Here is a 23,338-nt window from a genome sequence, read left to right on the forward strand (position 1 = left end):
AATTAGATAAGATTAATAATGGAATTATCTCATTATAGATAACCATCCTTTTTTAACCGTTCCACTTCCGGTATCTATCACATAAAAATAAGTACCTGTAGGCAACATATCCCCTCTATTAATAACTCCCGATACATTCGCAGTTCCATCCCAATCGTTTTCATATTTCTTTTTGCTATATACTAACGCACCGTATCTGTTGAAAACTTTTAATTCATTATTTGGGTGTGTTTCGATACAATCAATTCTGAAAAGATCGTTTTGTCCGTCATTATTTGGAGTAAACTCATTGTAGACTGTCAAACAAATTGGCTCCACAAAAGCCGTAGCCGAATTATTGGTAGGATCAACATCTAAAGGAGTTGAAATTTCGATTGTTGCAACGTTGTTATAGTTTCCACCTGGCAATACCAAAAGTTTAACTTCCAGGGTTTCACTTTCTCCGCCAGCTAAAGTTGGAATTGTCCACAACTGAGTTGCAGGATCATAAACTCCGGCGGATGTCGTGAAGGATACCAGACTGTAACCGCTAGGGATTAATTCACTTACCAGTGTATTGATAATAGTACCCTGTCCAACATTATTTACCGTTATGGTAAAGACAACCTCATCTCCAAAATTCGGAGTTGGATTATTAACTGTATTTGTTATGGTCAGATCTGAACATGTTGCTACTGTAACATTTAACGATTTAGTTGTCGTTTCGTCACAAGTATTCACATACGTTACAGTAACTGTTCCTGGACCAACATCAGACCATGAAACGGTTACAGAATCATCTGATGTTCCACCTCCGGTAAGAATGGTTCCGTTTGAAACGGACCACACATAATTCGATTTTCCGTTTCCAATAGAATAAGTAACTCCCTGGAATACACATGGCGTATCATCACTAGTTGTAATTTGTACAAGAGCGTCATTTGCAAATTGTACTGTTATTCCCAAACGTGAAGTATTTACACATCCATTGGTTGTATTATTAAGCGCTACGGCGTAATAAGTTGCAGCGGTAAGCGGTGTGTTTGCAGCCAGTGGTGTTCCTCCTGTTGCTGAAGAGTAATAAACAACATTAGCTTCATTTACTACTATATCTTCAACTGTTGGTGTATCGGACAAACAAAATGTTTGTGTTGTTCTTGGAGTAGTAACTGTTCCCGGTATATTTACATTTACCACAACTACTAATCTTACCGGATTCTCACAACCTACATTGCTGGCGATAGCACCATAATAGGAGCCTGTTATCAACGCTGTTGTTGCAGGAATTGCAGTTCCACCTGTTGAAGTACTGTACCAAACTACATTTCCTTCATTTACCTGGATATTAGCAACTGTTGGCGCATTTACCGAACAGAAGTTTTGAGTTGCTGAATTTGTAGTTGGTGTTGCTGTAGTGTTGTCAATTGTAATTATGACCTGCAATCTTGTAACACTTTCGCAACCTGTCGTTGGATTTGATATAGCACCGTAATACGTACCATTTACTAATGGCGTATTGGAAGCAATTACTGTACCGCCTGTTGGAGTACTGTACCAAACTACATTTGGTTCATTTACCTGAATATTTGCAACTGTTGGCGCAGCTGTTATACAGAAACTTTGTGTATCATCTGTAGTTGTTGGCGTTGCCGGATCATTTACTGAAATAGTTACCAATAGGCGAACTGAACTTTGACATCCGGTTGCAGCATCTAACAATGCAGCGTAATAAACACCACTAGTCAAGGCTGTCGTGGCAGGAATCGCTGTTCCGCCTGTAGCAGTACTATACCAAACCACATTAGGCTGATTGGTCTGAATACTTGCAAAAGTTGGTGCATTTACCGAACAAAAGTCTTGTGTGGTATCTGTGGTAGTTGGCGTTGCCGGATCGGTTACTAAAATTGTAACCAATAGACGAGCTGAACTTTCACATCCTGTGGCAGCATCCGATAAAGCAGCGTAATAAGTACCACTAGTCAAAGCTGTTGTAGAAAGAATTGCTGTTCCGCCGTTTGCAGCACTGTACCAAACGACATTAGGCTGATTGGTCTGAATGCTCGCAAAAGTTGGTGCATCTACCAAACAGAAATCTTGTGTTGAATCTGTGGTTGTTGGTGTCGCCGGATCAGTTACTGAAATGGTAACAGCCAATCTTATGAAACTTTCACATCCTGTGGCGGCATCCAATAAAGCAGCGTAATAAGTACCGCTAGTCAAAGCTGTTGTCGCAGGAATTGGAGCTCCACCGTTTGCAGCACTGTACCAAACCACATTAGGCTGATTGGTCTGAATGCTTGCAAAAGTTGGTGCATTTACCAAACAGAAGTCTTGTGTTGAATCTGTGGTCGTTGGAGTCTCCGGATCAGTTACTGAAATTGTAACCATTAGGCGAATTGAGCTTTCACATCCTGTTACAGCATCTAATAGAGCAGCGTAATAAACACCGCTGGTCAAAGCTGTTGTGGCAGGAATTGCTGTTCCACCTGTTGAAGCACTATACCATACCACATTTGGCTGATTGGTCTGAATGCTCGCAAAAGTTGGTGCATCTACCACACAGAAACTTTGTGTATCATCTGTGGTTGTTGGTGTCGCAGGATCGGTTACTGAAATAGTTACCAATAGACGAACTGAACTTTCACATCCTGTGGCAGCATCCAATAAAGCAGCGTAATAAGTACCACTAGTCAAAGCTGTTGTGGCTGGAATTGCTGTTCCGCCGTTTGCAGCACTGTACCAAACGACATTAGGCTGATTGGTCTGAATGCTCGCAAAAGTTGGTGCATCTACCAAACAGAAATCTTGTGTTGAATCTGTGGTTGTTGGTGTCGCTGGATCAGTTACTGAAATTGTAACAGCCAATCTTATGGAACTTTCACATCCTGTGGCGGCATCCAATAAAGCAGTGTAATAAGTACCACTAGTCAAGGCTGTCGTGGCAGGAATTGGAGCTCCGCCGTTCGAAGCACTGTACCAAACCACATTTGGCTGATTGGTCTGAATGCTCGCAAAAGTTGGTGCATTTACCAAACAGAAATCTTGTGTTGTATCTGTGGTCGTTGGTGTCGCCGGATCAGTTACTGAAATAGTAACAGCTAATCTTACTGAACTTTCACATCCTGTGGCAGCATCCAATAAAGCAGCATAATAAGTACCGCTGGTCAAAGCTGTCGTGGCAGGAATTGGAGCTCCGCCGTTCGAAGCACTGTACCAAACCACATTTGGCTGATTGGTCTGAATGCTCGCAAAAGTTGGTGCATCTATTAAACAGAAATCTTGTGTTGTATCTGTGGTAGTTGGTGTCGCCGGATCAGTTACTGAAATAGTAACAGCTAATCTTACTGAACTTTCACATCCGGTTGCAGCATCTAACAAGGCAGCGTAATAAACACCACTGGTCAAAGCTGTTGTGGCAGGAATCGCTGTTCCACCTGTTGAAGCACTATACCAAACCACATTTGGCTGGTTGGTCTGAATGCTCGCAAAAGTTGGTGCATTTGCCAAACAGAAGTCTTGTGTTGTATCTGTGGTCGTTGGTATCGCCGGATCAGTTACTGAAATAGTTACCAATAGACGAGCTGAGCTTTCACATCCTGTGGCCGCATCCAATAAAGCAGCGTAATAAGTACCACTAGTCAAAGCTGTTGTCGCAGGAATTGGAGCTCCGCCGTTCGAAGCACTGTACCAAACCACATTAGACTGATTGGTCTGAATGCTCGCAAAAGTTGGTGCATTTGCCAAACAGAAGTCTTGTGTTGTATCTGTGGTCGTTGGAGTGGCCGGATCGGTTATTGAAATTGTAACCATTAGGCGAACTGAGCTTTCACATCCTGTTGCAGCATCTAATAAAGCAGCGTAATAAGTACCGCTGGTCAAAGCTGTGGTGGCTGGAATTGGAGTTCCGCCGTTCGAAGCACTGTACCAAACCACATTTGGCTGGTTGGTCTGAATGCTCGCAAAAGTTGGTGCATCTACCAAACAGAAATCTTGTGTTGAATCTATTGTTGTTGGTGTGGCCGGATCGGTTACTGAAATTGTAACCAATAAACGAACTGAGCTTTCACATCCTGTGGCCGCATCCAATAAAGCAGCGTAATAAGTACCACTAGTCAAAGCTGTTGTCGCAGGAATTGGAGCTCCGCCGTTCGAAGCACTGTACCAAACCACATTTGGCTGATTGGTCTGAATGCTAGCAAAAGTCGGTGCATTTACCAAACAGAAATCTTGCGTTGTATCTGTTGTTGTTGGCGTGGCCGGGTCGGTTACTGAAATAGTAACAGCTAATCTTACTGAACTTTCACATCCTGTGGCAGCATCCAATAAAGCAGCGTAATAAGTACCACTGGTCAAAGCTGTCGTGGCAGGAATTGGAGCTCCACCGTTTGCAGCACTATACCAAACCACATTTGGCTGATTGGTCTGAATACTCGCAAAAGTCGGTGCATTTACCAAACAGAAATCTTGCGTTGTATCTGTTGTTGTTGGCGTGGCCGGGTCGGTTACTGAAATAGTAACAGCTAATCTTACTGAACTTTCACATCCGGTTACGGCATCTGACAGAGCAGCGTAATAAGTGCCACTGGTCAAAGCTGTCGTAGCAGGAATTGGGGCTCCGCCGTTTGCAGCACTGTACCAAACCACATTAGGCTGATTGGTCTGAATACTTGCAAAAGTTGGTGCATTTACCAAACAGAAGTCTTGTGTGGTATCTGTGGTCGTTGGAGTCGCCGGATCGGTTACTGAAATCGTAACGGCCAATCTTATGGAACTTTCACATCCTGTGGCTGCATCTAATAAAGAAGCATAATAAGTACCACTTGTCAAAGCTGTCGTGGCAGGAATTGGAGCCCCGCCGTTTGCAGTACTGTACCAAACCACATTTGGCTGATTGGTCTGAATGCTTGCAAAGGTTGGAGCATTTACCAAACAGAAATCTTGTGTCGTATCTGTGGTCGTTGGAGTTACTGGATCGGTTACGGAAATAGTTACCAATAGACGAACTGAACTTTCACATCCTGTGGCAGCATCTAATAAAGAAGCATAATAAGTACCACTGGTCAAAGCTGTGGTGGCAGGAATTGGAACTCCGCCGTTCGAAGCACTGTACCAAACCACATTTGGCTGATTGGTCTGAATGCTCGCAAAAGTTGGTGCATTTACCAAACAGAAGTCTTGTGTTGTATCTGTTGTAGTTGGAGCTGCCGGATCGGTTACTGAAATAGTTACCAATAGACGAACTGAACTTTCACATCCTGTGGCAGCATCCAATAAGGCAGCGTAATAAGTACCGCTAGTCAAAGCTGTTGTCGCAGGAATGGGAGCTCCGCCGTTCGCAATACTATACCAAACCACATTTGTCTCATTGGTCTGAATGCTGGCAAAAGTCGGTGCATCTACCAAACAGAAATCTTGTGTCGTATCTGTTGTTGTCGGCGTGGCAGGGTCATTTACAATTATGGTTGCTGATTGAAGTGTTCCTGCAATATTCTCACAAGTGACATCACTTGCCACTGCAACAAAATAAGTAATTGGACTTACTGCACGTGTTAAACCTGTTACTGTTAAAACACCTGTACCGCTTATCGCATAAGTCACTCCGCTTACCACAAGGCCATTTGTTATAGGCTGGGTTTTATTGGCATCAAAATACCAGGTAAATACCGGATTAGTCAGCGTAGTTGCTGTTGGTGTTAGTACTCCAGGTACGTTGTGACATACAGCGATATCAGCAACTGAAATATCATTTGTTCCTGAAGGAGGTAAAATTGTCAGTGTAATCTGTTTTCTGTCTGTGGCTGCAGTTTCACAAAATTCAGTAGAGCTTACTCCAACATAATACGTATAGGTGCCCGGTGTTAAACCATTTACAATCAATTGAGAAGTAGTTTCTCCCGGAATTAACTGACTTGTTGTTCCGTCAAAACTATACCAATAGTATATTGGATTTGTCAATGCCGGAGTTCCACTCAGGCTTGTTGCTAATGTTATAGTACCGGTTGGTGAACAAACTGAAGTAGCCGTTCCTCCATTTAAGGTAATATCTGTTAAAGCATTTACCGGAGCTGAAGCTTTTACTTCTACAGTTACTTCTCCTCTTGCTAATGCCTCACAGCCGTAACGTACCGGCTGTACATAATATTTGTAAATTCCTGCTGCCAATGTAGCTGGTACTGTATACGTAATACCATTAGCGACAACATTTCCTCCAACAGGCGAGTCGTACCATGTGTAGGTTGAACAGGCATCAGCCGGTATCTGGAGCGTGACAGGACTTCCCGGACAGACTATTACTTTATTATTAAGGTCTCCTCCTATTACTTTTGTATTGGCTACACGTTCAACGGTATGAACTCTAAGGAATTCTAATACTCCTGCAACTCCGCCAAAACGAATGCGAACTCGATCATAAGGTTCTGGTTGAGAAGATACAAGTACCATAGACATCGTATTTCCCGGCAGCAATCTTACACTTAACAACGTACTTGTATTCTGAATTGGAGCCCCAACTGCAACATTACCTAAATAACGTTGAATACTGAATCCTGTTAGCAAATTAACATCTAAAAGAACTCCTGGTTTTGAAACCACAATTCTTAAGGTATCGCTCACGATTGATGGTGTTTTAAATGCTACTGTTAAATCTGCAGCAGCAAGAGCACCAACTCCGCTATACATTGTTGCAAAAGTGGTGATATCATTATCCGCGACATTTAAAGCATCACTAACCCCCACAGTGGCAGTTAAAGCCCCGATCGGAAGACCTAAATCTGTAGCTCCATAATAGATGTCTTGTATATCCCCCGGAGTACAGGTTACTGTAGCTACTGGTCTGGTATAATAAGCATCAAATACTTTTGTATTCTGAGCAACACTTAAAAGTGATGCGGACTGAATTCTTATTCCGTCATAATCCTGAGGTCCTGAAGTATTTGATGGAACAAAAGTATATTCGAATGAATTATCTCCTGATATCAAATTCACTAATGATCCTGAAATAGATTGCATCGTTCCGATATCAATCCCGCTTTTAGTTCCAATAATGGACAGATCTTGTCCTACCGCTAAAAGACTATATTCTGATCCTAATTTTATGGTTACCGGAGTTCCTTTGACAATATTGGCAGGCCATGTCAGATTTTGCCACGTTGTTCCTACACCCAAAAGTCCAACTCCTGTGGTAATGGTGGAAAAAGTTTGCGGATTACCATCTACAGCTGCAGTAGGGTTCGTAACTCCTCCTGTTATAATTGAGCCCTGGGTTTGTCCTGTAGCATACACTCTTTCCGACAGTAATGGACAGACACCCGGATCTATAACATTCACAGAAACAGTTCCTGTAACCGAACAATTAGCATTACTGGCCACCACTGTATACGTATAGACTCCCGGTGTATTCAATACACCTGTTGTATACGGTGGTCCTGCCAAAGTATTCCCCTGAGGATCAAACCAGGTTAATGTGCCGTCTGATGTTGCAGATAAGGTTACATCGGAACCTGCATTTACTGAAACAGATGGAGTTACAACCAAACTTGGCAACGGATTAACGGTAACTGTTACTGGTAATTTAACAGATGGACATGTCACACCGTTACCTTGAGCTTGAATTGAATAAACACCACTTGCTGTTATATTTCCTGCTGCATTTTCGGTTATAATATTATCTGCTGCATCATAAAAAGTATAGGTTGTATTTCCTGTTGTGTCAAAACCTATGATGGCATCTCGTAAGTTTACACTTCCGCAACCTGCCGGCAAAGGTGTCGTTACTGCTAAAGGTGTCACTGTAGGAATGGTAACGCTTACTTGTTTTAAAGTATTAATGGCATTCTCACAGGTAATTCCGTTAGTAACAGAAACATAATAATTGTAGGGAGCTCCTAAAGCAGTAAGACCCGAAACCGTAAGAGCACCAGTTGTAACATCTTTTACAAAAGTTACTCCTGGCTGGGTTGCTACAACAGATCCTGTTATAATTTCCTGATCTTTATTCTGATTGGTATAATATCTAAATTGAGCTCCCGTTAAGGCAGAGGTCGGAGCCAATACAACAGCTCCGGAGCAGGAAGCTTCCAGAGGGCTTGTTATAACCACATCGGCAGGAGTTGCTAACGGATTTACAGTTATTGTAACAGGCTGACGAACACTATTGATACAGGCACCACGCGCTGATTCTACATAATAGGTTGTAGTACTACTTAACGGAAGTGTTGGATTAACAGCCACTATACTTCCTCCTGTTGGTGAATCGTACCAGGTAAACGTTTCTGTTCCTGTTGAAGTAGCGGTTAATAAAGCTACATCTCCTGCACAAATTGTTGTGGCTCCGGTTATTACCGCATTTGGATATCTGTAAGAAGCGCCATAAATATTCACACTAGTCAATAATGTTGCTACACCGCCTAAACGAACTTCCACTCTGTCAAAGACTGCAGCTGTAGTAAAACTAGCTTTGAATCGGTTTCCTGATAATAATTGTACATTCAATAAATTATTATTAATGGCAACTCTGTCATTATTATAAGTCACTCCGTTATAGGTTGCCAAAGTAATATAAGATAAAGCACTTATATCAAGAAGTCCACCCGGAACTTCCAATTCGACGTCTATAATATCTCCGGCCTCACCTGCTGAAGCGAAAGTTAAGGTTTGCTGAATATAACTTCCCAGTACTCCAATTGGTATGGTAAGAGTAGCGGCTGTATTTATATTTCCGTCAACAGAACCACCCGGATTGGTTGCTCCACATCCAACACATAAAAGCCCCGGATCTAAAGTGGTAACCTGCGAATTAGCCTGCAAGCAATTACTAATCGTATTAATTACTACAACATCAATTACTGCTCTCGAACTACTTACACAACCTGTAGTTATATCTGTAGCTTCCACATAAAATGTTTTATTTGCCGTTAAAGCCGGAGTTGGCGTATAAGTACTTGTATTAGTTGCTAAAGCAGTTCCTCCTGTTGGAACATCGTACCAAACATAAGATATTCCGGGATCAGGATTTGAAATGCCTAACATTACATTCTGACCAGACTGAATAACCACATTCGATGATAATGGTACCGGAACTGCTGGTAATGGATTTACAATAAGGTTGAAGGGACTACGGTCAGCTGTACAACTTCCTATTGAAGCTTCAACAAAATAAGTAATGTCGGCTGTTAAGGCAGGTGTAGTAAAAGAAGTTCCTGTAAACACTAAGTTCCCTCCTATATTTGCATCGAACCAATTGTAAACTGTACCCGGAACCGGTGCCTGAATACTTAAGTCAGCAGTCTGTCCGCTGCAAATTGTTGTTGGAACAGCCGTAATCGTTGGAGATATAGGGCTTTGCACTATTACCGATACAGGATTACGCTCACTGTTTAGACAACCATTTCTGGTAATGGCTACATAATAAGTGGTATCGGCATTTAAAGGCGGTGTTGTATACGACGCTGTATTTACTAATGGGACGCCGCCGGTTGCTGCACTGTACCATTCAACTGTTTCACCCGCACCTAGCGTGGCTGTCAGTGTAGTGGTCTGTCCATTACAAATTGTTGTAGTACCTGTAATGGCAGGAGCTTTATATCGGTAAGCAGCCTGATAAATATCTAAGCTTGTTACGGCTGAAACCAGACCGCCCAATCGCACTTCAACACGATCAAAAGCGGCACCTGCAACAACACTGGCTCTAAAACGGTTTCCACCTAATAATACAATATCAACTATATTATTAATCGAAACTCTGTCATTATTAAAAGTTGCTCCATTGTAAGTTGCTAAACTGATGTAATTTAATACACTTAGATCCAGAATCCCTCCCGGAACTTCCAGTTCTACGTCAACAATATCCCCTGCTCTGCCGGGATTATTAAATTGGAGTGTTTGCTGGGCATATCCGTTAATTAAACCAACAGGAATGGTAAGCCTTGCTGCAGTTGCCGGATTTCCGTCAACTGAATTATTAGGGTTTGTCGAACCACATAATAAACAAAGACCATTAAAATTGGTTTGCTGACTATTCGCTTCTAAACATGTTCCCAAAGGATTGCTGACAACTGTTACCGTTACCGGTACTCTAGAAGCACTTGCACAACCTCCGGCTGCGCTTTGGGCTTCTACATAATAGGTCTTAGTAGCAATTAATATAGGTGTTGTAAATGTTGCCGAATTAGTCAGAAGCGCAGTTCCGCCGGTGGCAACATCATACCAGTTTAAAGTAACGCCTGCTCCGGTAGCGGCAGCAGTTAATGTGGCATTCTGACCTGATTGTATCGTAACACTTTGTGTCAGAACTGTTGGTAGTGCCGGTACAGGATTTGATGTTACAACCACCTGAGTTCTTGCCGGACTTACGCAGGAACCAATTGCTGCTTCTACAAAGTAATTAGTAGTACCAACAGGTACTGTTGGAGCGTATGTATCACCGGAGGCTAAAATCGTTCCTCCACTATTTACAGAATACCAATTGTAAGTGGTACCTGGAATAGGATTAATTACAGACAAAGTAGTTTGCTGTGTAGCTCCTGTAGAACATATTGCGGTTCCTACTGTACTGATAACCGGAGCAACAGGATTAGAAACATTAACCACAAGTGGTACACGTTCACTGCCTTCACAGCCGGCGGCTCTGGTTACACCTATATAATAAGTGGTAGCTGTCGTTAAAACAGGTGTTTGATAACTATTAGCAGTTATCAAAGGAGTGGTCGAAGTTGCAGAACTATACCATGACAGCGAAGTGCCTGCTGCAGGAGTGGCAGTTAAAGTAGTAAAATTTCCGGAACAAATAGTTTGACTTAAACCTCCTGATACAGTTGGTTTTGCAAAATCTAAACGAACATCATAAATTCTTAAACTTACCAAAAGGCTTAAAAGCCCGCCTACTTGCACCTGTATCTGATTCGTATCAGCTGTAACAGTAAATCGAACTGCTGCAATTGAGTTACCGGATAACAAACTTAAGTTTAAAAGCGGGCTGTTTAATGCCACACTTGGACCTACATTTGTTCCCGAAAGTTTAGCCTGAATAGTGGCATTAGATAATAATCCAACATCAAGTAAACCATTTCCTGTACCCAGATAAAGTACAATTTGATCTCCGGCTTTTGCCGTCTGATTCAGTGTTAATGTCTCCTGGACAAAACACCCGACCCCAACAGCGTTTGTCAGGGTTGCATAAGTAGTCAGGCCTGCGTCATTGTCGTAGGCACTGGCGGGACTATCTATATCTAATCCTACACATAATAATCCACCCTGGCTATTCGTTTGGGACACAGGCCGACAAACTGTTTGCGAAAATGCATTAGTACATAATAGGAATAAAAATAATAGTCCGAATAATCTCTTCTTTGGAATGAGATTACAAAAAGTAAAGATTTTTTTCATAATTTGGAAGATTAGAAAATGGACAATAAAATACCTGCTGCCATAAGTACGTATACTCAGGCAATTTAAAAAACGTTAATAATCAATAGATTAGAGTTAAACTTAAAACCTAACAAGCAAAACTTAAATTAGATTTCCTTTAAAAAAAAATAATTATGTAATAGTTATACAATGAAACACTAAGAGTCTTTTTATTCACTTTGAATAAAAAAATAACTCAAAAATTTTGAGGAACATTGACCTGAATCAATTTTCCGGACGGAGTGATTTGTTGTAGTGCAAATTTTCAGAAAAGAAAATTTTATTAAGCCAAATAGAATTGGGGAGATTCTATGGATTGATACATAAGAATGATTCAATATTAATAGAAAGTTGATTAGTCAATCTGTTAATTGGTTTGATTAGAAATAAATTCTAAAAAATTGAAACCATGATTTTATATCAATGAATTTAAAATTAGAACATAGCAATGCATTTTATTACCAAAACTAATGACTGGGTTTTGGCAGCAAAAATGAAAATTTAATATAATGTTGGAATTTATAAAACAAATTTGTTGCTAAACTAAAATTCAATTTGGGAATAAATTTCAGTTTTTTGAAAATTAAAAGATTTAAAGCTAAAATGATTAGGACACTTAAAACAAATTTGATAAAGAGAGTATTTGTCAATTCCATAAGCAACTTAATTAAGTTAGTAAAAAATTTTAACTTTAAAAATTATAGAAGGAAAATCAAAAAAAAGGTTTCATTATATTTTGAAAAAAGGCTGTAAAAAATTACTTCCTTTATAAATGTTTATAGAAAAACCTAAAAACCATTTTGTTTAACTTTCTTTTACTAAAATTAGTTAAATTTAAAATACAAAACAAACCTAAAATTGTTGTTTTTTTGGATTGGCTTAAATTTTAAAAAGAAAAAAAACAGCTCAAGCACAGGAATTACTGATATTTTAAGCTTAAAATGAAGCAGTTACATATATCACATTTTTTTTAACTATTTTTTGTGAAATATATAAAAAGTAGGTTTAGTACTACTTTTAAGCATTTTGAAAACTATTTTTATTAACACAAAAGCAGTATTTGAAAAGTAAAACTTACAGAATTAATGAAAAAGTTAAAATGATTAGCTATTCGAAAAAAACACGTAGAAATACGGGTAAAAAAAAATAAAAAAGATTAAACAAAAGTTAAAACACTAAAAAAAGGTAAATAATTTAACACCAATCATTTACCTTTTTCAATTTAATAGTTTCTAAATTATCAAGATTCAATAATCGTATTGATTTGTTTGAATAATTGTCCGTCACTTAAAAAAGCACCCTGCTGAATTAATTCAAAAATAGATATATTACGATCTTCAGTAAATACTTTTTTTCCGACCTTCATTTCTATGTTCTCTGTAAACATATTATCGCTCAGCCACTGCAAACCTTCCTGCGTCAGAAAATCAGTTTCAGGAACCAATGATTTTAAAACGATAGACTGCACATGACTATCAAAACATTGAAATAAGAAAATATGGTTTTTAGAAAAATGTTCCAAAAACTCAGCTCTGGACAAAACACCTTCCCAGATCAAATCTGAAAAAATGTCCAGTTCCTGCTCTGCTACTTCGGGTTTATTTTCTTTTATGGAATCCCACTCTGCTTTGTCAATTGCCTGCGTTGCCAAAAAACTGGAAAATTCTGCATGCAATTCGTCAAATTGCTCTTTTGTTAATCTTGCGTATTTCATTATTATTTTTTCAAATTAAACCTTTGTACAGCTTTATAAGTATCTACATTTTTAAACAAAAAAAGCCCCCTCAAATGAGGGGGCAAATTTACAATATCTTTATTCGATTAGAAAATATATCTGATACCAAATTGCATTTGCCATCTTGAATTCAGACTGGCATCATAACTAAAGGTTTGTGTCTGTGTATTGGTAAAGGTATACGTTGGCGTATTTCCAACAACCGTAACTCCAATTGGCTGTACACTGGTAGGAACCTGAACAACTCCCCAGTCAGAATTTAACAAGTTTCCAACATTTAAAATATCAATACTAAACTGTATGGTATTCTTTTTTTCTGAAGCAGATGAAAACTTGAAATTATAATCCTGTAAAAGTTTTAAGTCCCATTTTCCTCTCCACGGAGAAATTGCCCCGTAACGCTCTGCATACTGACCTCTTCTGTCTCTTAAATAATCATCCTGTTCAATAAATTTATTAAAAGCATCACCTTGTGCCACTCCTCCTGTAAACGTCATTTGTCCGATTTCGGCTGCTGTAGGCACATAGATTAAGTCATTTACCGCCGATCCGTCATTATTGATGTCACCTCCATAAGTATAACTAAAACGACCTCCTCTGGCATATTCGAAGAAAGTAGAAATTGTCGTAGACCACTTATCGTTCCCGTATTTCCATTTCTTTGACCCCACACCAATGAAACGGTTATTGTCTCCGTATTTAGAGTTAGAAAGTACATCTTTATTTACATTACCCAAAGCAGGATTAAAGGCAAAGGCATCTCCGGTAATTTCAGCTTCGATAGAATTCACATCTTTAGACACTAAATAATTATAAGCTAAACTCGCATACAAACCATTTTCAAAAGTTTTCTGGATTTTAACGGAACTATTAAAAGCAAATCCTTTATCTGAGTTAGTCATCACATAGGCATTATTTGCGCCTTTATCAGCAGCAGTATAGATCAATCTGCCGTCTACACCTCCCAAAGTTCCCGTTGGATCTTTTAAACCCCAGTTTTGCACATGAACGCCATTAATATCTTTGTTATAAGACATATCAATAGTCAAAATATAATTACTTTCAAATTTATGATCATATCCTAAACTGGTTCTCCACACTTGCGGCCATTTATAATCCGGATCCATAATCTGAAAAAAACTGTCATCGGCACCACTTACCTGATTACCTAACCAAACAAAAGGAATCCTGCCCGTAAAAACTCCGGATCCGCCTCGAAGCTGTGATGTTTCATTACCACTGGCATCCCAGTTAAAACCAATTCTTGGTGACCACAAAATTTTATCGCTTGGCAGGTCAGTAGAAATTAATTTTACGGCTTTTCCTGTTTCAGGATCAAAATAATCTATATTATTATTTCTTTTCGATCCGCCATTATTCGTATCAATATATTTCTGAATTAAATCTGACGTATTAAAGTACAAGGGTTTATCTGCTCTTAAACCAAATGACAACTTGAAATTATCGGTAACACTCCAGTCATCCTGAGCATAAAAAGCCCATTGGCCTACATTTAACTCTGCCAGCTTCCAACCATTATCGGCACCAACAGCATAATTATTTTTCGAGTTATACGTATCAATCGCATTCTGCATATTCTGGGCTACGGAACTGGATGCAAATGGCAAAGCCGCATCTGCTAAAAAGTCCGCTACACTTGCATAAGGTCTAAAAGTTCCGTAATAAGGAACCGGATCTGTATTAGCACGAAACTTATCGTAACCCGCTAAATTAAAGGAATTTTCGAAATTAAATTTTTCAAAAGAAGTCCCAAAAGTAAAGGCATGGCTGCCTACAGTATAATTCAGATTATCGGTAATCTGAATTACTTTCTGCTTCAGTGTGTTATTGATGGAAAATGGCTCATGCCCTGCAATGATATAATTTGATCCGGCACCGTCCTGTATATTAATCACCGGAGCGGGAGATGAAAAAGGATCCCTGAAATCATTGAAATACGTATAACCGGCCTGCAGTTTATTAGAAACAGATTCGCTGAATTTTGAATTTAACTCCAATAAAAAAGAACTCAGTTTATTGTTAATCTGATATCCTGCATTCTGAAACTGAAGAATTGAAGCATTTGGCCCCCTGAACCCTAATGCTGTCGGATGTGCCGGTTTATCTTTGGAAGCATCCAGAAAATTATAAATAACAGCTAATTTATGATTGTCATTAATATTCCAGTCTACTTTTACAATTCCTTTTGTAGAATTTGAATTGTGTACAAAACCCTGGTAAGCGCCGGGATTATAATTAAAATTATTACCATTGGCATCTTTTAGGCCCGCTAAGGCATTTGATACTGCAATTAAATCAGACTCCAATACTCTGGATTCGTTAATTCCGGTAACACCATCATTATTATTGGCCACGAAATTAGATCCCAAATCGCTTCTTTTATCAATTTCAAAATTTCCGAAAATGAATAATTTATCTTTAATAATTGGAGCTCCCAAACTGAATCCGGCCTGGGTTTGTTCTAAAGAAGGTACAAATATTTTTTCTCCTTTTATTTTACTCCCCGTTAAATCCTGGTTTCGGTAAAAAACATAGGCAGTACCATGAAATTCGTTACTCCCCGACTTTGTTACCGCATTTACAGAAGCTCCTGTAAAACCGGACAAAGTAACATCGTAAGGAGCGGTTGCTACCTGAATCTGATCAATTGCATCTAATGAAATTGGCTGGGAACCTGTTTGCCCACCCGGAGTTGCCGCATCCAAACCAAATGGATTATTAAAAATAGCACCATTTAAAGAATAATTATTGTACTGGTCATTTCTTCCTCCAAACGAACCCCCGCTGGCCGTTGGCTCTAAACGTGTAAAATCTTCAGCTGATCTCGAAATAGTAGGTAAAGCAGTCAGCTCTCTTCTGCCAATTGTGGTTTCGGCGCCGGTTCTTCCGCTTTGAAAAACTTTATTTTTAGAAACTACTTTGACTTCTTCTAAAGCCTGGCTTTCATTTGCTAAAATAACATCTAAATTAAATACCTTTCCCAAATCAAGATAAACATCATTATATTCCTGATTTTGGTACCCTACAAAAGTAAAAATGATTTTATATGGCCCGCCAACTCTCATATTCAAAATATTAAATCTTCCATCTCCATTAGAGAGAGAAGAATATTTTGAACCAGTCGGAGTATGAATTGCCTGAATAGTCGCTCCCGGCAAAAGTTCGTTACCCGAACTTTTTACTATACCTTTAATACTCGATGTCGTAGTTTGCCCCATACTGGCGGTAAGACCTAAGACACATAACAATAATGCAAAGATTTTTTTCATTTTCTTGGTTTTGAGTGAGTTATTTCACTCAAAATTAGGCAAAAAAAAATCACTCCAAGGAGTGATTTTTATATTTTATTAACAAAAAGTTAACAATCTGTTATTTCTCTGCAATAATTTCGTAAGGTAACTCAACTATTACATCTCTGTGTAAACGGATGTTTGCAGTATATTTTCCAGTACGTTTTACGATACCACTAGTGATGAATTTTCTATCAATAGCGTTACCGGATTTTTCTAAAGCTTCAGCAATGTCGATGTTTGTGATAGAACCAAAAAGTTTCTCTCCACCAGCTTTTGCAGTAAGTTTAATTTCAAGAGCTTTTAAAGTTTCAGCTAATGCTTTTGCATCACCAACTACTTTAGCTTCTTTGTGTGCTCTTTGTTTTAGGTTTTCAGCCAAAACTTTTTTAGCAGAAGGAGTTGCTAAAGCAGCAAAACCCTGAGGTATTAAAAAGTTACGTCCGTAACCCGCTTTTACAGATACTACATCATCTTTAAATCCTAGATTCTGTACGTCTTGTTTTAAAATAAGTTCCATGTTGTTGTCCTTATATTTGAGAAGTTAGGTTCCGTTTTAACGGGAAACCAACAACTGAGTTTTTAAATTATTTTAATAAATCGGCCACGTATGGCATTAAAGCTAAGTGACGCGCTCTTTTTACAGCTACAGACACTTTTCTTTGGTATTTCAATGAAGTTCCTGTTAAACGACGAGGAAGAATTTTTCCTTGCTCATTAACGAATTTCAATAAGAAATCAGCATCTTTATAATCGATATATTTGATTCCTGATTTTTTGAAACGACAATACTTTTTAGTTTTGTTAGTTTCAATATTTAAAGGCGTAAGATATCTGATATCCCCGTCTTTTTTTCCTTTTGCAGATTGCTCTATTGTAGACATAATAATTAAGCTTTAGTAGATTTTAATTTGGCTCTTCTTCTTTCAGCCCAAGAAATTGCATGTTTATCCAAACTTACAGTCAGGAAACGCATAACTCTCTCGTCACGTCTAAATTCAGTCTCAAAAGCAATTAGGACTTCTCCTGCTACTTTGTACTCAAACAAGTGATAAAAACCACTTTTTTTGTTTTGGATTTCGTAAGCCATTTTTTTTAGGCCCCAATCCTCTTTTGATACCATTTCAGCTCCTCTGCTAGTAAGAAATTCTTCAAATTTCGTTACTGTTTCCTTCACCTGAACCTCAGATAAAACGGGATTTAAAATGAAAACAGTTTCATAATGATTCATAAATATAATATTTATTTGTTAAAATTGGGTGCAAAAGTAGTGAATATATTTATATCCGCAACACTTTTTTACGTTTATTCGCCGGAAAATGAAAAATAAACTTCAATTTTAGTTTTTTTTCTAAAAAAATAATATATTTACTACTGCTATCCTGAATTTATACTAAACTTAAATGTTATGAAACTAAACTGTGTTGTTGTGGATGATAGTTCTATACAGAGGACAATTATTGCAAAATTAGTAAATAATCACCCAGGCTTGCATTTGATTGGTGACTTTTCGAACGCAATTGAAGCGAAAAGCTGTATCTCTCTTAATAATATCGACTTAATATTTCTTGATATAGAAATGCCCGTTATCAATGGTTTTGATTTCCTGGACGGGCTAAAATCCAAACCGCAGATCATTTTTATTACTTCTAAAGCTGAATATGCCTTAAAAGCATTTGATTATGATGCTACCGATTATCTTCAAAAGCCTATTGCTGTTGATCGTTTTAACTCTTCCGTTAAAAGAGCGGTTGATATGCATTTACTTAAAAAAGAGGTAAAAGAAGAAGAAGGCGAACATATTTTCATCAAAAGCAACCTTAAAAAACTTAAAATTTTCACTGCAAAAATCAAATGGATAGAAGCTTTCGGAGATTATGTAAGAGTGGTTACCGAAGATGACAGCAATCTGGTACTTTCTACGATGAAATCTTTTGAAAATGATTTATCTAAAGATAAATTTATTCGTGTACACAAATCCTATATTATTAATATTGATAAGGTAGAACGCTTTAACAGCAAATTTGCAGAAATTGGTATTACAAAAATTCCGTTAAGCAGAAATAAAAAGGAAGACCTTGTAAAAGCTCTTTCTACTTCTTCTTAATTAATAGAAATCGACATTTATTACCACTTTTATAGCTCTGTATTGAGCAACGGCCTCAAAACTATTCAACATTTTCTGAATAGTTTTTTTTGTACCCCCTAATGGCAGATTTTGAGGAATCTTAATCAAAATCGTACGTATGTACTCATTTCTTATTCTACTGATAGCCGGCTCTTCAGGCCCCAGTACCGGCATAGCCAGATTCTGGCTCAGCACCTGATACAGCCACATGGAACCTTCTTTGAGTTTATCAAAATCACGATGTTTTAAAGTCAGTTTGATAATCCTGAAATAAGGAGGGTATTTATAGATCTGGCGATCGTACAATTGCTCCTTATACATACCTGCATAATTATTGTTTGTTACCTGTTGAATGGTATTATGATTGGGATTATAAGTCTGGATCACCACTTTACCTTGTTTTTCAGCTCTTCCAGCCCTTCCCGCAACCTGTGTCATCATCTGAAAACTACGCTCGAAAGCCCTGAAATCCGGATGATACAGCATGTTATCAGCATTCATGATTCCGACGAGACTCACATTATCAAAATCCAGACCTTTGGCTAACATTTGTGTTCCTACCAGAATATCTATTTCGCGATTTTTAAACGAATCAATAATTTTTTCAAAACCAAACTTTCCACGGGTTGTGTCCTGATCCATTCTGCCGGTTTTCGCTTTCGGAAAAAGAGTCAGTAATTCCTGCTCAATCTGTTCTGTCCCGAAGCCTTTTGTCGTCAGGTCAATACTGGAACAGCTGTGGCAGTGTGTAGGTTTTGCAATCGCATAACCACAATAGTGGCAACGCAATTGGTTTTTATGCTTATGAAAAGTCAGACTCACATCGCACTGCTGACAATGCGGAACATGGCCACAAGTCAGGCATTCAATTACAGGGGAATATCCACGTCTGTTTTGAAACAAAATCACTTGTTCGCCTAATTGTAGTGCTTCAGCAATTTCTTCGATCAGGAGGTCACTAAAATGTCCGGTCATTTTTTTTCTGAAATGTTTGTCTTTCAGATCAACCAGAACAATTTCGGGCATTCGGACATTATTGTAACGTTCCATAATCGACACCAAACCGTATTTCTCTGTTTGTGTATTAAAGTACGTTTCTATACTTGGTGTTGCGGATCCTAAAAGTACTTTGGCATTATGAAAATTTGCCAAAACTACCGCTGAATCCCTGGCATGGTATCGTGGTGCGGGATCTGCCTGCTTAAAAGTCTGCTCGTGCTCTTCATCTACGATCAATAAACCTAAATTGGCAAATGGCAGAAACAATGCCGACCTTGCCCCTATTATAATCTGGGCTTTATCCGCATTTTCGAGTGTTTGTTTCCATACCTCAACTCTTTCATTATTACTGTATTTCGAATGAAAAACAGCAATTTTATCTCCAAAATGAAGTCGCAAACGAGAGACCAACTGTGTAGTCAGTGCAATTTCCGGCAGCAAATACAAGATTTGTTTTCCGGTAGCCAGATATTCTTCAATTAATTTGATATAAATCTCCGTTTTTCCGCTTGAAGTTACACCATGAAGCAGACAAACGTCTTTATCTATAAGATTTTCTTTAATCTCAGTAAAAGCCTTTTTCTGGGCTTCACTTAAGTGTAACAGCTTTTCTGAAGCTTTCCCTTCAAAATTAACCCGGTCGTGCTGCAGTAAATATTCTTCTAAAATTTCTTTGTCTACCAATGCTTTTACAGCCGCTGAAGAAGACTGCGAAGCTTCTACAATTTTCTTCACCGTGATTGGCTTTTTTTCGGAAGCTCTCAACTGAAAATAAGCCAGGACTATTTCCTTTTGCTTATTGGCATTTTTAAGTACTTCCAACAACTGTCCTAAACCTTCATCTGTTTCGTATTTAGGATGCAATTTTACATATCGAATCAGTTTGGGTTTGTATCCTTCCTTTATTTCTTCTTCTAAAACAATAATACCTTTGGCAATCATTTTTTGAAGAATCGGGAAAATATTTTTCTTGTTCAAAATCGCAATGATATCCTGAACTTTAAGAGAACTTTGTTGCTGCAATGCTTCATAAACCAAAAATTCTTCATCTGAAAGTTCGTTTTGGTTTACGGAAACATCCGCTTTATGCGAAATAATAGTTTCACTTTCTAATAACAATCCACTTGGGAATGCGCCACGATACACATCGCCAATACCGCACATATAATAGCTTGCTACCCAAAGCCAGTGTTTTATCTGGATTTCTGTAGCAATTGGTTTTTCGTCTAAAATCTGGTGCATTTCTCTGGCTTCGTATAAAGTTGGTGCATTTTCATGAATATCGAGAACAAGTGCCGTATACATTTTGCTCTTACCAAAAGGTACCGCCACTCTCATTCCTTTTTTTATAAAATGGAATTCAGCCTCAGAGACGCGATAGGTAAAGGTTTTTGCTAGGGAAAGCGGTAAAATAACTTCAATAAAATACATTGACTTTTTTATAGTTTCGAAATAATTAAAAACTAATTCTTTTCGATTTGGATTTTTCTGTACTGCCTGTAAGAACCGCTTTCGATAAATAATACACAAAATGAACCGGATTCCTGACAAAGTTAATACTCCGTCAGTAAGTACCCAAAATATTTACCGAAATTCCAATAACAGGAATTCCCCAATTACTTTTTCTCTCCTTTATCCGAAGCTTTTAAAATATTATATTCCTTCACCATTTTTAAAGTATGATTCAGCGATGCTGTATTTTCCCAGCCTTCATGCCCCGGAATAATATATATTGGATTTTTAAATTTGGCCTGCACTTTCTTAATTGACTTTTCCCATTCCTTCACATCAGAATCTCCCAGATAGCCAAGATCCTTTGCTTCGGTACTCTTTATAAAACAAGCACCATAAAGTACTTTTTCTTTAGCAAACCACGCCACAATATTATCTGGCGCATGTCCTTTTCCGGGGTAATATACTTCAAACTTATATTGCCCTACGGTAAATATGCTGTCGTCCGGAATTACAAATTCGGCTCTGGGCTTATTTTCTTTCTTTAAAATTTCATCCGTGAGTTTTCCGGTATAGGTTTTAATTCCTTTTTGTCTGTAGAATGCTATCCCTCCTGCTCTGTCATCATGGGAATGCGTTGCAAAACACATAATAACATCTTTATGATGTTTCGCTTTTATGCTGTCTAACAAGGGTTGAAATTGCGTTTCGTCCCAGGGAGCATCAAACAGCACAACGCCCTTATCTGTAACCAGATACATGGCGTTGGCAGAAATCAGGGTTCCTTTATAATCGTGAAATGTTTTATAAACATAAAAGTCACCGGTTAGATGACTTATGGGTAATGCTGTATTTTTAGATTGTCCAAAACTGTTTGACAATGCTAATAAGAATACGAGTATGGATACTACTTTTCGCATGTTGAAGAATCAAAAAGAAATTAATTTTTTACTCTTGTCCAATATTGCGTTCTGCCCATTATGGCCACGCCAACATAACCGCGAAGTTTTAGTTTATCAGCAGAATCTAATGTGATATAACATTTGTATTTTTTACCATTTGTAGGATCCAGAATACTTCCTCCGTTATATTCATCACCGTCTTTTTTAAGACCGTTAATAATAATCATCCCCAAAATTGGTTTGTTCTTTTCAGCTCCGCTGCATTTTGAACAGATATCTTTTTTATGGTCGGCACGAAGTATTTCTACTACCTTTCCATATACTTTTCCTGATTTCTCGTAAACCTCTACAATTGATTTCGCTTCACCCGTTTCGTCGTCAATTGTTTTCCATTTTCCAATGACACTCTGACTCTGAATAGTGCCTAATGTTAGAAAAAACACTCCAATTGTTAACATCCAATTTTTCATAATATTATTTATTTTTTTGTTTTAATTTTCTGACAGTGGCATTCAGTTCAAACCCCAAAAGCAGAATCATACAGTTTATCCAAATATAAAACATTAGAATTAATAATGTCCCAATTGAACCATAAAGTTCGTTATATTTTGAGAATTTTATAACCCAAATCCCAAAAAAGAACGAAGATATAACAATTAGGATCGTCGTAAAAACAGAACCTATGCTGATAAAAGGCACTTTATTATACTGTTTTGTACCATAACGTAATAATATTGAGGATGTTATAAGAATCATTAATATAACGAAGGCATAACGCCCTAATATGATCAGCGGAATGCGGTCACTCAGCACATCCTGAATGATTGTTTTCTGAATAAAGACCTCGAAAACGACAATTGTTGCCACTGTTACAAACAGGATAATGGTCATAAGAAGCGAAATGGCCAGTGCTGCTAAATACTGACTGAAAAAACCTCTTTTATCAAACACATGTTTGGACGATTCAAAGCCACTCAAAATTCCGTTAATACCGTTTGCCATCAAGAAAATAGAAAGCAAAAATCCGGAAGATAATAAACCGGAGTGACTATTATTTAAAATATCGCTTATAATTTTACTGATCGCATCGTAGGTATTTGGAGGAACACCCTGTTGTACAAACTGCAGGAAATCTGCCTGAAATCCTTCAATCGGAATAAAAGGAATTAAGTTTAAAATAAATAACGCAAAAGGGAACAACGCCATAAAAAAACTGAATGAAACCGCGCTGGCGTGATAGGAAAAAGCACCTTCCAGAATTCCTAAAGTGTACAATTCCAGCAAATCGTATAATGAAAACCCTTCTAACCAGGGCAACTTTATTTTCTTGAAAATCCCAATTACAGAGCGCAATACCGGAATTTTTTCGATCCGGTCTTCTATCTCTTTAGACATAATTATTATTTTAGATTTTGGATTTTAGACTGTA

Annotated in this window: 11 protein-coding genes; 1 reads left to right on the forward strand and 10 read right to left on the reverse strand. The window is 38.2% G+C overall.

Annotated features, from left to right (window positions below; translation table 11 throughout):
- Window positions 1–24 precede the first annotated feature (24 nt).
- From HAV12_RS15535 to rpsF, 6 genes are all read right to left on the reverse strand, one after another.
- A complete protein-coding gene (locus HAV12_RS15535; protein ID WP_171570461.1) occupies window positions 25–11,250 on the reverse strand; it encodes a gliding motility-associated C-terminal domain-containing protein in 11,226 nt (3,741 codons plus the stop codon).
- Window positions 11,251–12,622: 1,372 nt separating this feature from the next.
- Window positions 12,623–13,096: a DUF6495 family protein gene (locus HAV12_RS15540; RefSeq protein WP_171570462.1), complete on the reverse strand. Its 474-nt coding sequence runs from the start codon at window positions 13,094–13,096 to the stop codon at window positions 12,623–12,625.
- A gap of 107 nt (window positions 13,097–13,203) precedes the next feature.
- A complete protein-coding gene (locus tag HAV12_RS15545; protein ID WP_171570463.1) occupies window positions 13,204–16,407 on the reverse strand; it encodes a carboxypeptidase regulatory-like domain-containing protein in 3,204 nt (1,067 codons plus the stop codon).
- Between the two features lie 100 nt (window positions 16,408–16,507).
- Window positions 16,508–16,948, reverse strand: a complete 441-nt coding sequence (rplI, locus tag HAV12_RS15550; protein ID WP_132033577.1) for a 50S ribosomal protein L9 — start codon at window positions 16,946–16,948, stop codon at window positions 16,508–16,510.
- Between the two features lie 67 nt (window positions 16,949–17,015).
- A complete protein-coding gene (gene rpsR / locus HAV12_RS15555) occupies window positions 17,016–17,312 on the reverse strand; it encodes a 30S ribosomal protein S18 (RefSeq protein ID WP_002987043.1) in 297 nt (98 codons plus the stop codon).
- A gap of 5 nt (window positions 17,313–17,317) precedes the next feature.
- Window positions 17,318–17,659: a 30S ribosomal protein S6 gene (gene rpsF / locus HAV12_RS15560; RefSeq protein ID WP_059118879.1), complete on the reverse strand. Its 342-nt coding sequence runs from the start codon at window positions 17,657–17,659 to the stop codon at window positions 17,318–17,320.
- Between the two features lie 177 nt (window positions 17,660–17,836).
- Here rpsF and HAV12_RS15565 point away from each other — a divergent pair, with 177 nt between their 5' ends.
- The gene (locus HAV12_RS15565; protein WP_132033575.1) at window positions 17,837–18,535 is read left to right on the forward strand and encodes a LytTR family DNA-binding domain-containing protein; all 699 of its coding nucleotides are present in this window, start codon (window positions 17,837–17,839) and stop codon (window positions 18,533–18,535) included.
- Here the strand turns inward: HAV12_RS15565 and priA are convergent, their stop codons facing one another.
- The 4 genes from priA to HAV12_RS15585 form a co-directional block, all read right to left on the reverse strand.
- Entirely contained in the window at window positions 18,536–20,986 is a 2,451-nt protein-coding gene (gene priA, locus HAV12_RS15570) for a primosomal protein N' (protein WP_171570464.1), read from the reverse strand.
- Window positions 20,987–21,171: 185 nt separating this feature from the next.
- Window positions 21,172–21,927, reverse strand: coding sequence for a subclass B1 metallo-beta-lactamase (gene bla-B1-FLAV / locus HAV12_RS15575; RefSeq protein ID WP_171570465.1), 756 nt, complete (start codon window positions 21,925–21,927; stop codon window positions 21,172–21,174).
- A gap of 20 nt (window positions 21,928–21,947) precedes the next feature.
- A complete protein-coding gene (locus tag HAV12_RS15580; protein ID WP_132033569.1) occupies window positions 21,948–22,379 on the reverse strand; it encodes a DUF2147 domain-containing protein in 432 nt (143 codons plus the stop codon).
- 4 nt (window positions 22,380–22,383) lie between these two features.
- Window positions 22,384–23,304, reverse strand: a complete 921-nt coding sequence (locus HAV12_RS15585; protein ID WP_171570466.1) for a YihY/virulence factor BrkB family protein — start codon at window positions 23,302–23,304, stop codon at window positions 22,384–22,386.
- Window positions 23,305–23,338: the final 34 nt, after the last annotated feature.

It is taken from the genome of Flavobacterium sp. CLA17 (assembly GCF_013112255.2).
Classification (GTDB): domain Bacteria; phylum Bacteroidota; class Bacteroidia; order Flavobacteriales; family Flavobacteriaceae; genus Flavobacterium; species Flavobacterium circumlabens.

Bases quoted from the DNA above. Each gene is read 5' to 3' on its own strand.
- HAV12_RS15585 (WP_171570466.1), bottom strand. From the start codon at position 23,304: ATGTCTAAAGAGATAGAAGACCGGATCGAAAAAATTCCGGTATTGCGC.
- priA (WP_171570464.1), bottom strand. From the start codon at position 20,986: ATGTATTTTATTGAAGTTATTTTACCGCTTTCCCTAGCAAAAACCTTT.
- HAV12_RS15565 (WP_132033575.1), top strand. From the start codon at position 17,837: ATGAAACTAAACTGTGTTGTTGTGGATGATAGTTCTATACAGAGGACA.
- bla-B1-FLAV (WP_171570465.1), bottom strand. From the start codon at position 21,927: ATGCGAAAAGTAGTATCCATACTCGTATTCTTATTAGCATTGTCAAAC.
- HAV12_RS15545 (WP_171570463.1), bottom strand. From the start codon at position 16,407: ATGAAAAAAATCTTTGCATTATTGTTATGTGTCTTAGGTCTTACCGCC.
- HAV12_RS15540 (WP_171570462.1), bottom strand. From the start codon at position 13,096: ATGAAATACGCAAGATTAACAAAAGAGCAATTTGACGAATTGCATGCA.
- rpsF (WP_059118879.1), bottom strand. From the start codon at position 17,659: ATGAATCATTATGAAACTGTTTTCATTTTAAATCCCGTTTTATCTGAG.
- rplI (WP_132033577.1), bottom strand. From the start codon at position 16,948: ATGGAACTTATTTTAAAACAAGACGTACAGAATCTAGGATTTAAAGAT.
- HAV12_RS15580 (WP_132033569.1), bottom strand. From the start codon at position 22,379: ATGAAAAATTGGATGTTAACAATTGGAGTGTTTTTTCTAACATTAGGC.
- rpsR (WP_002987043.1), bottom strand. From the start codon at position 17,312: ATGTCTACAATAGAGCAATCTGCAAAAGGAAAAAAAGACGGGGATATC.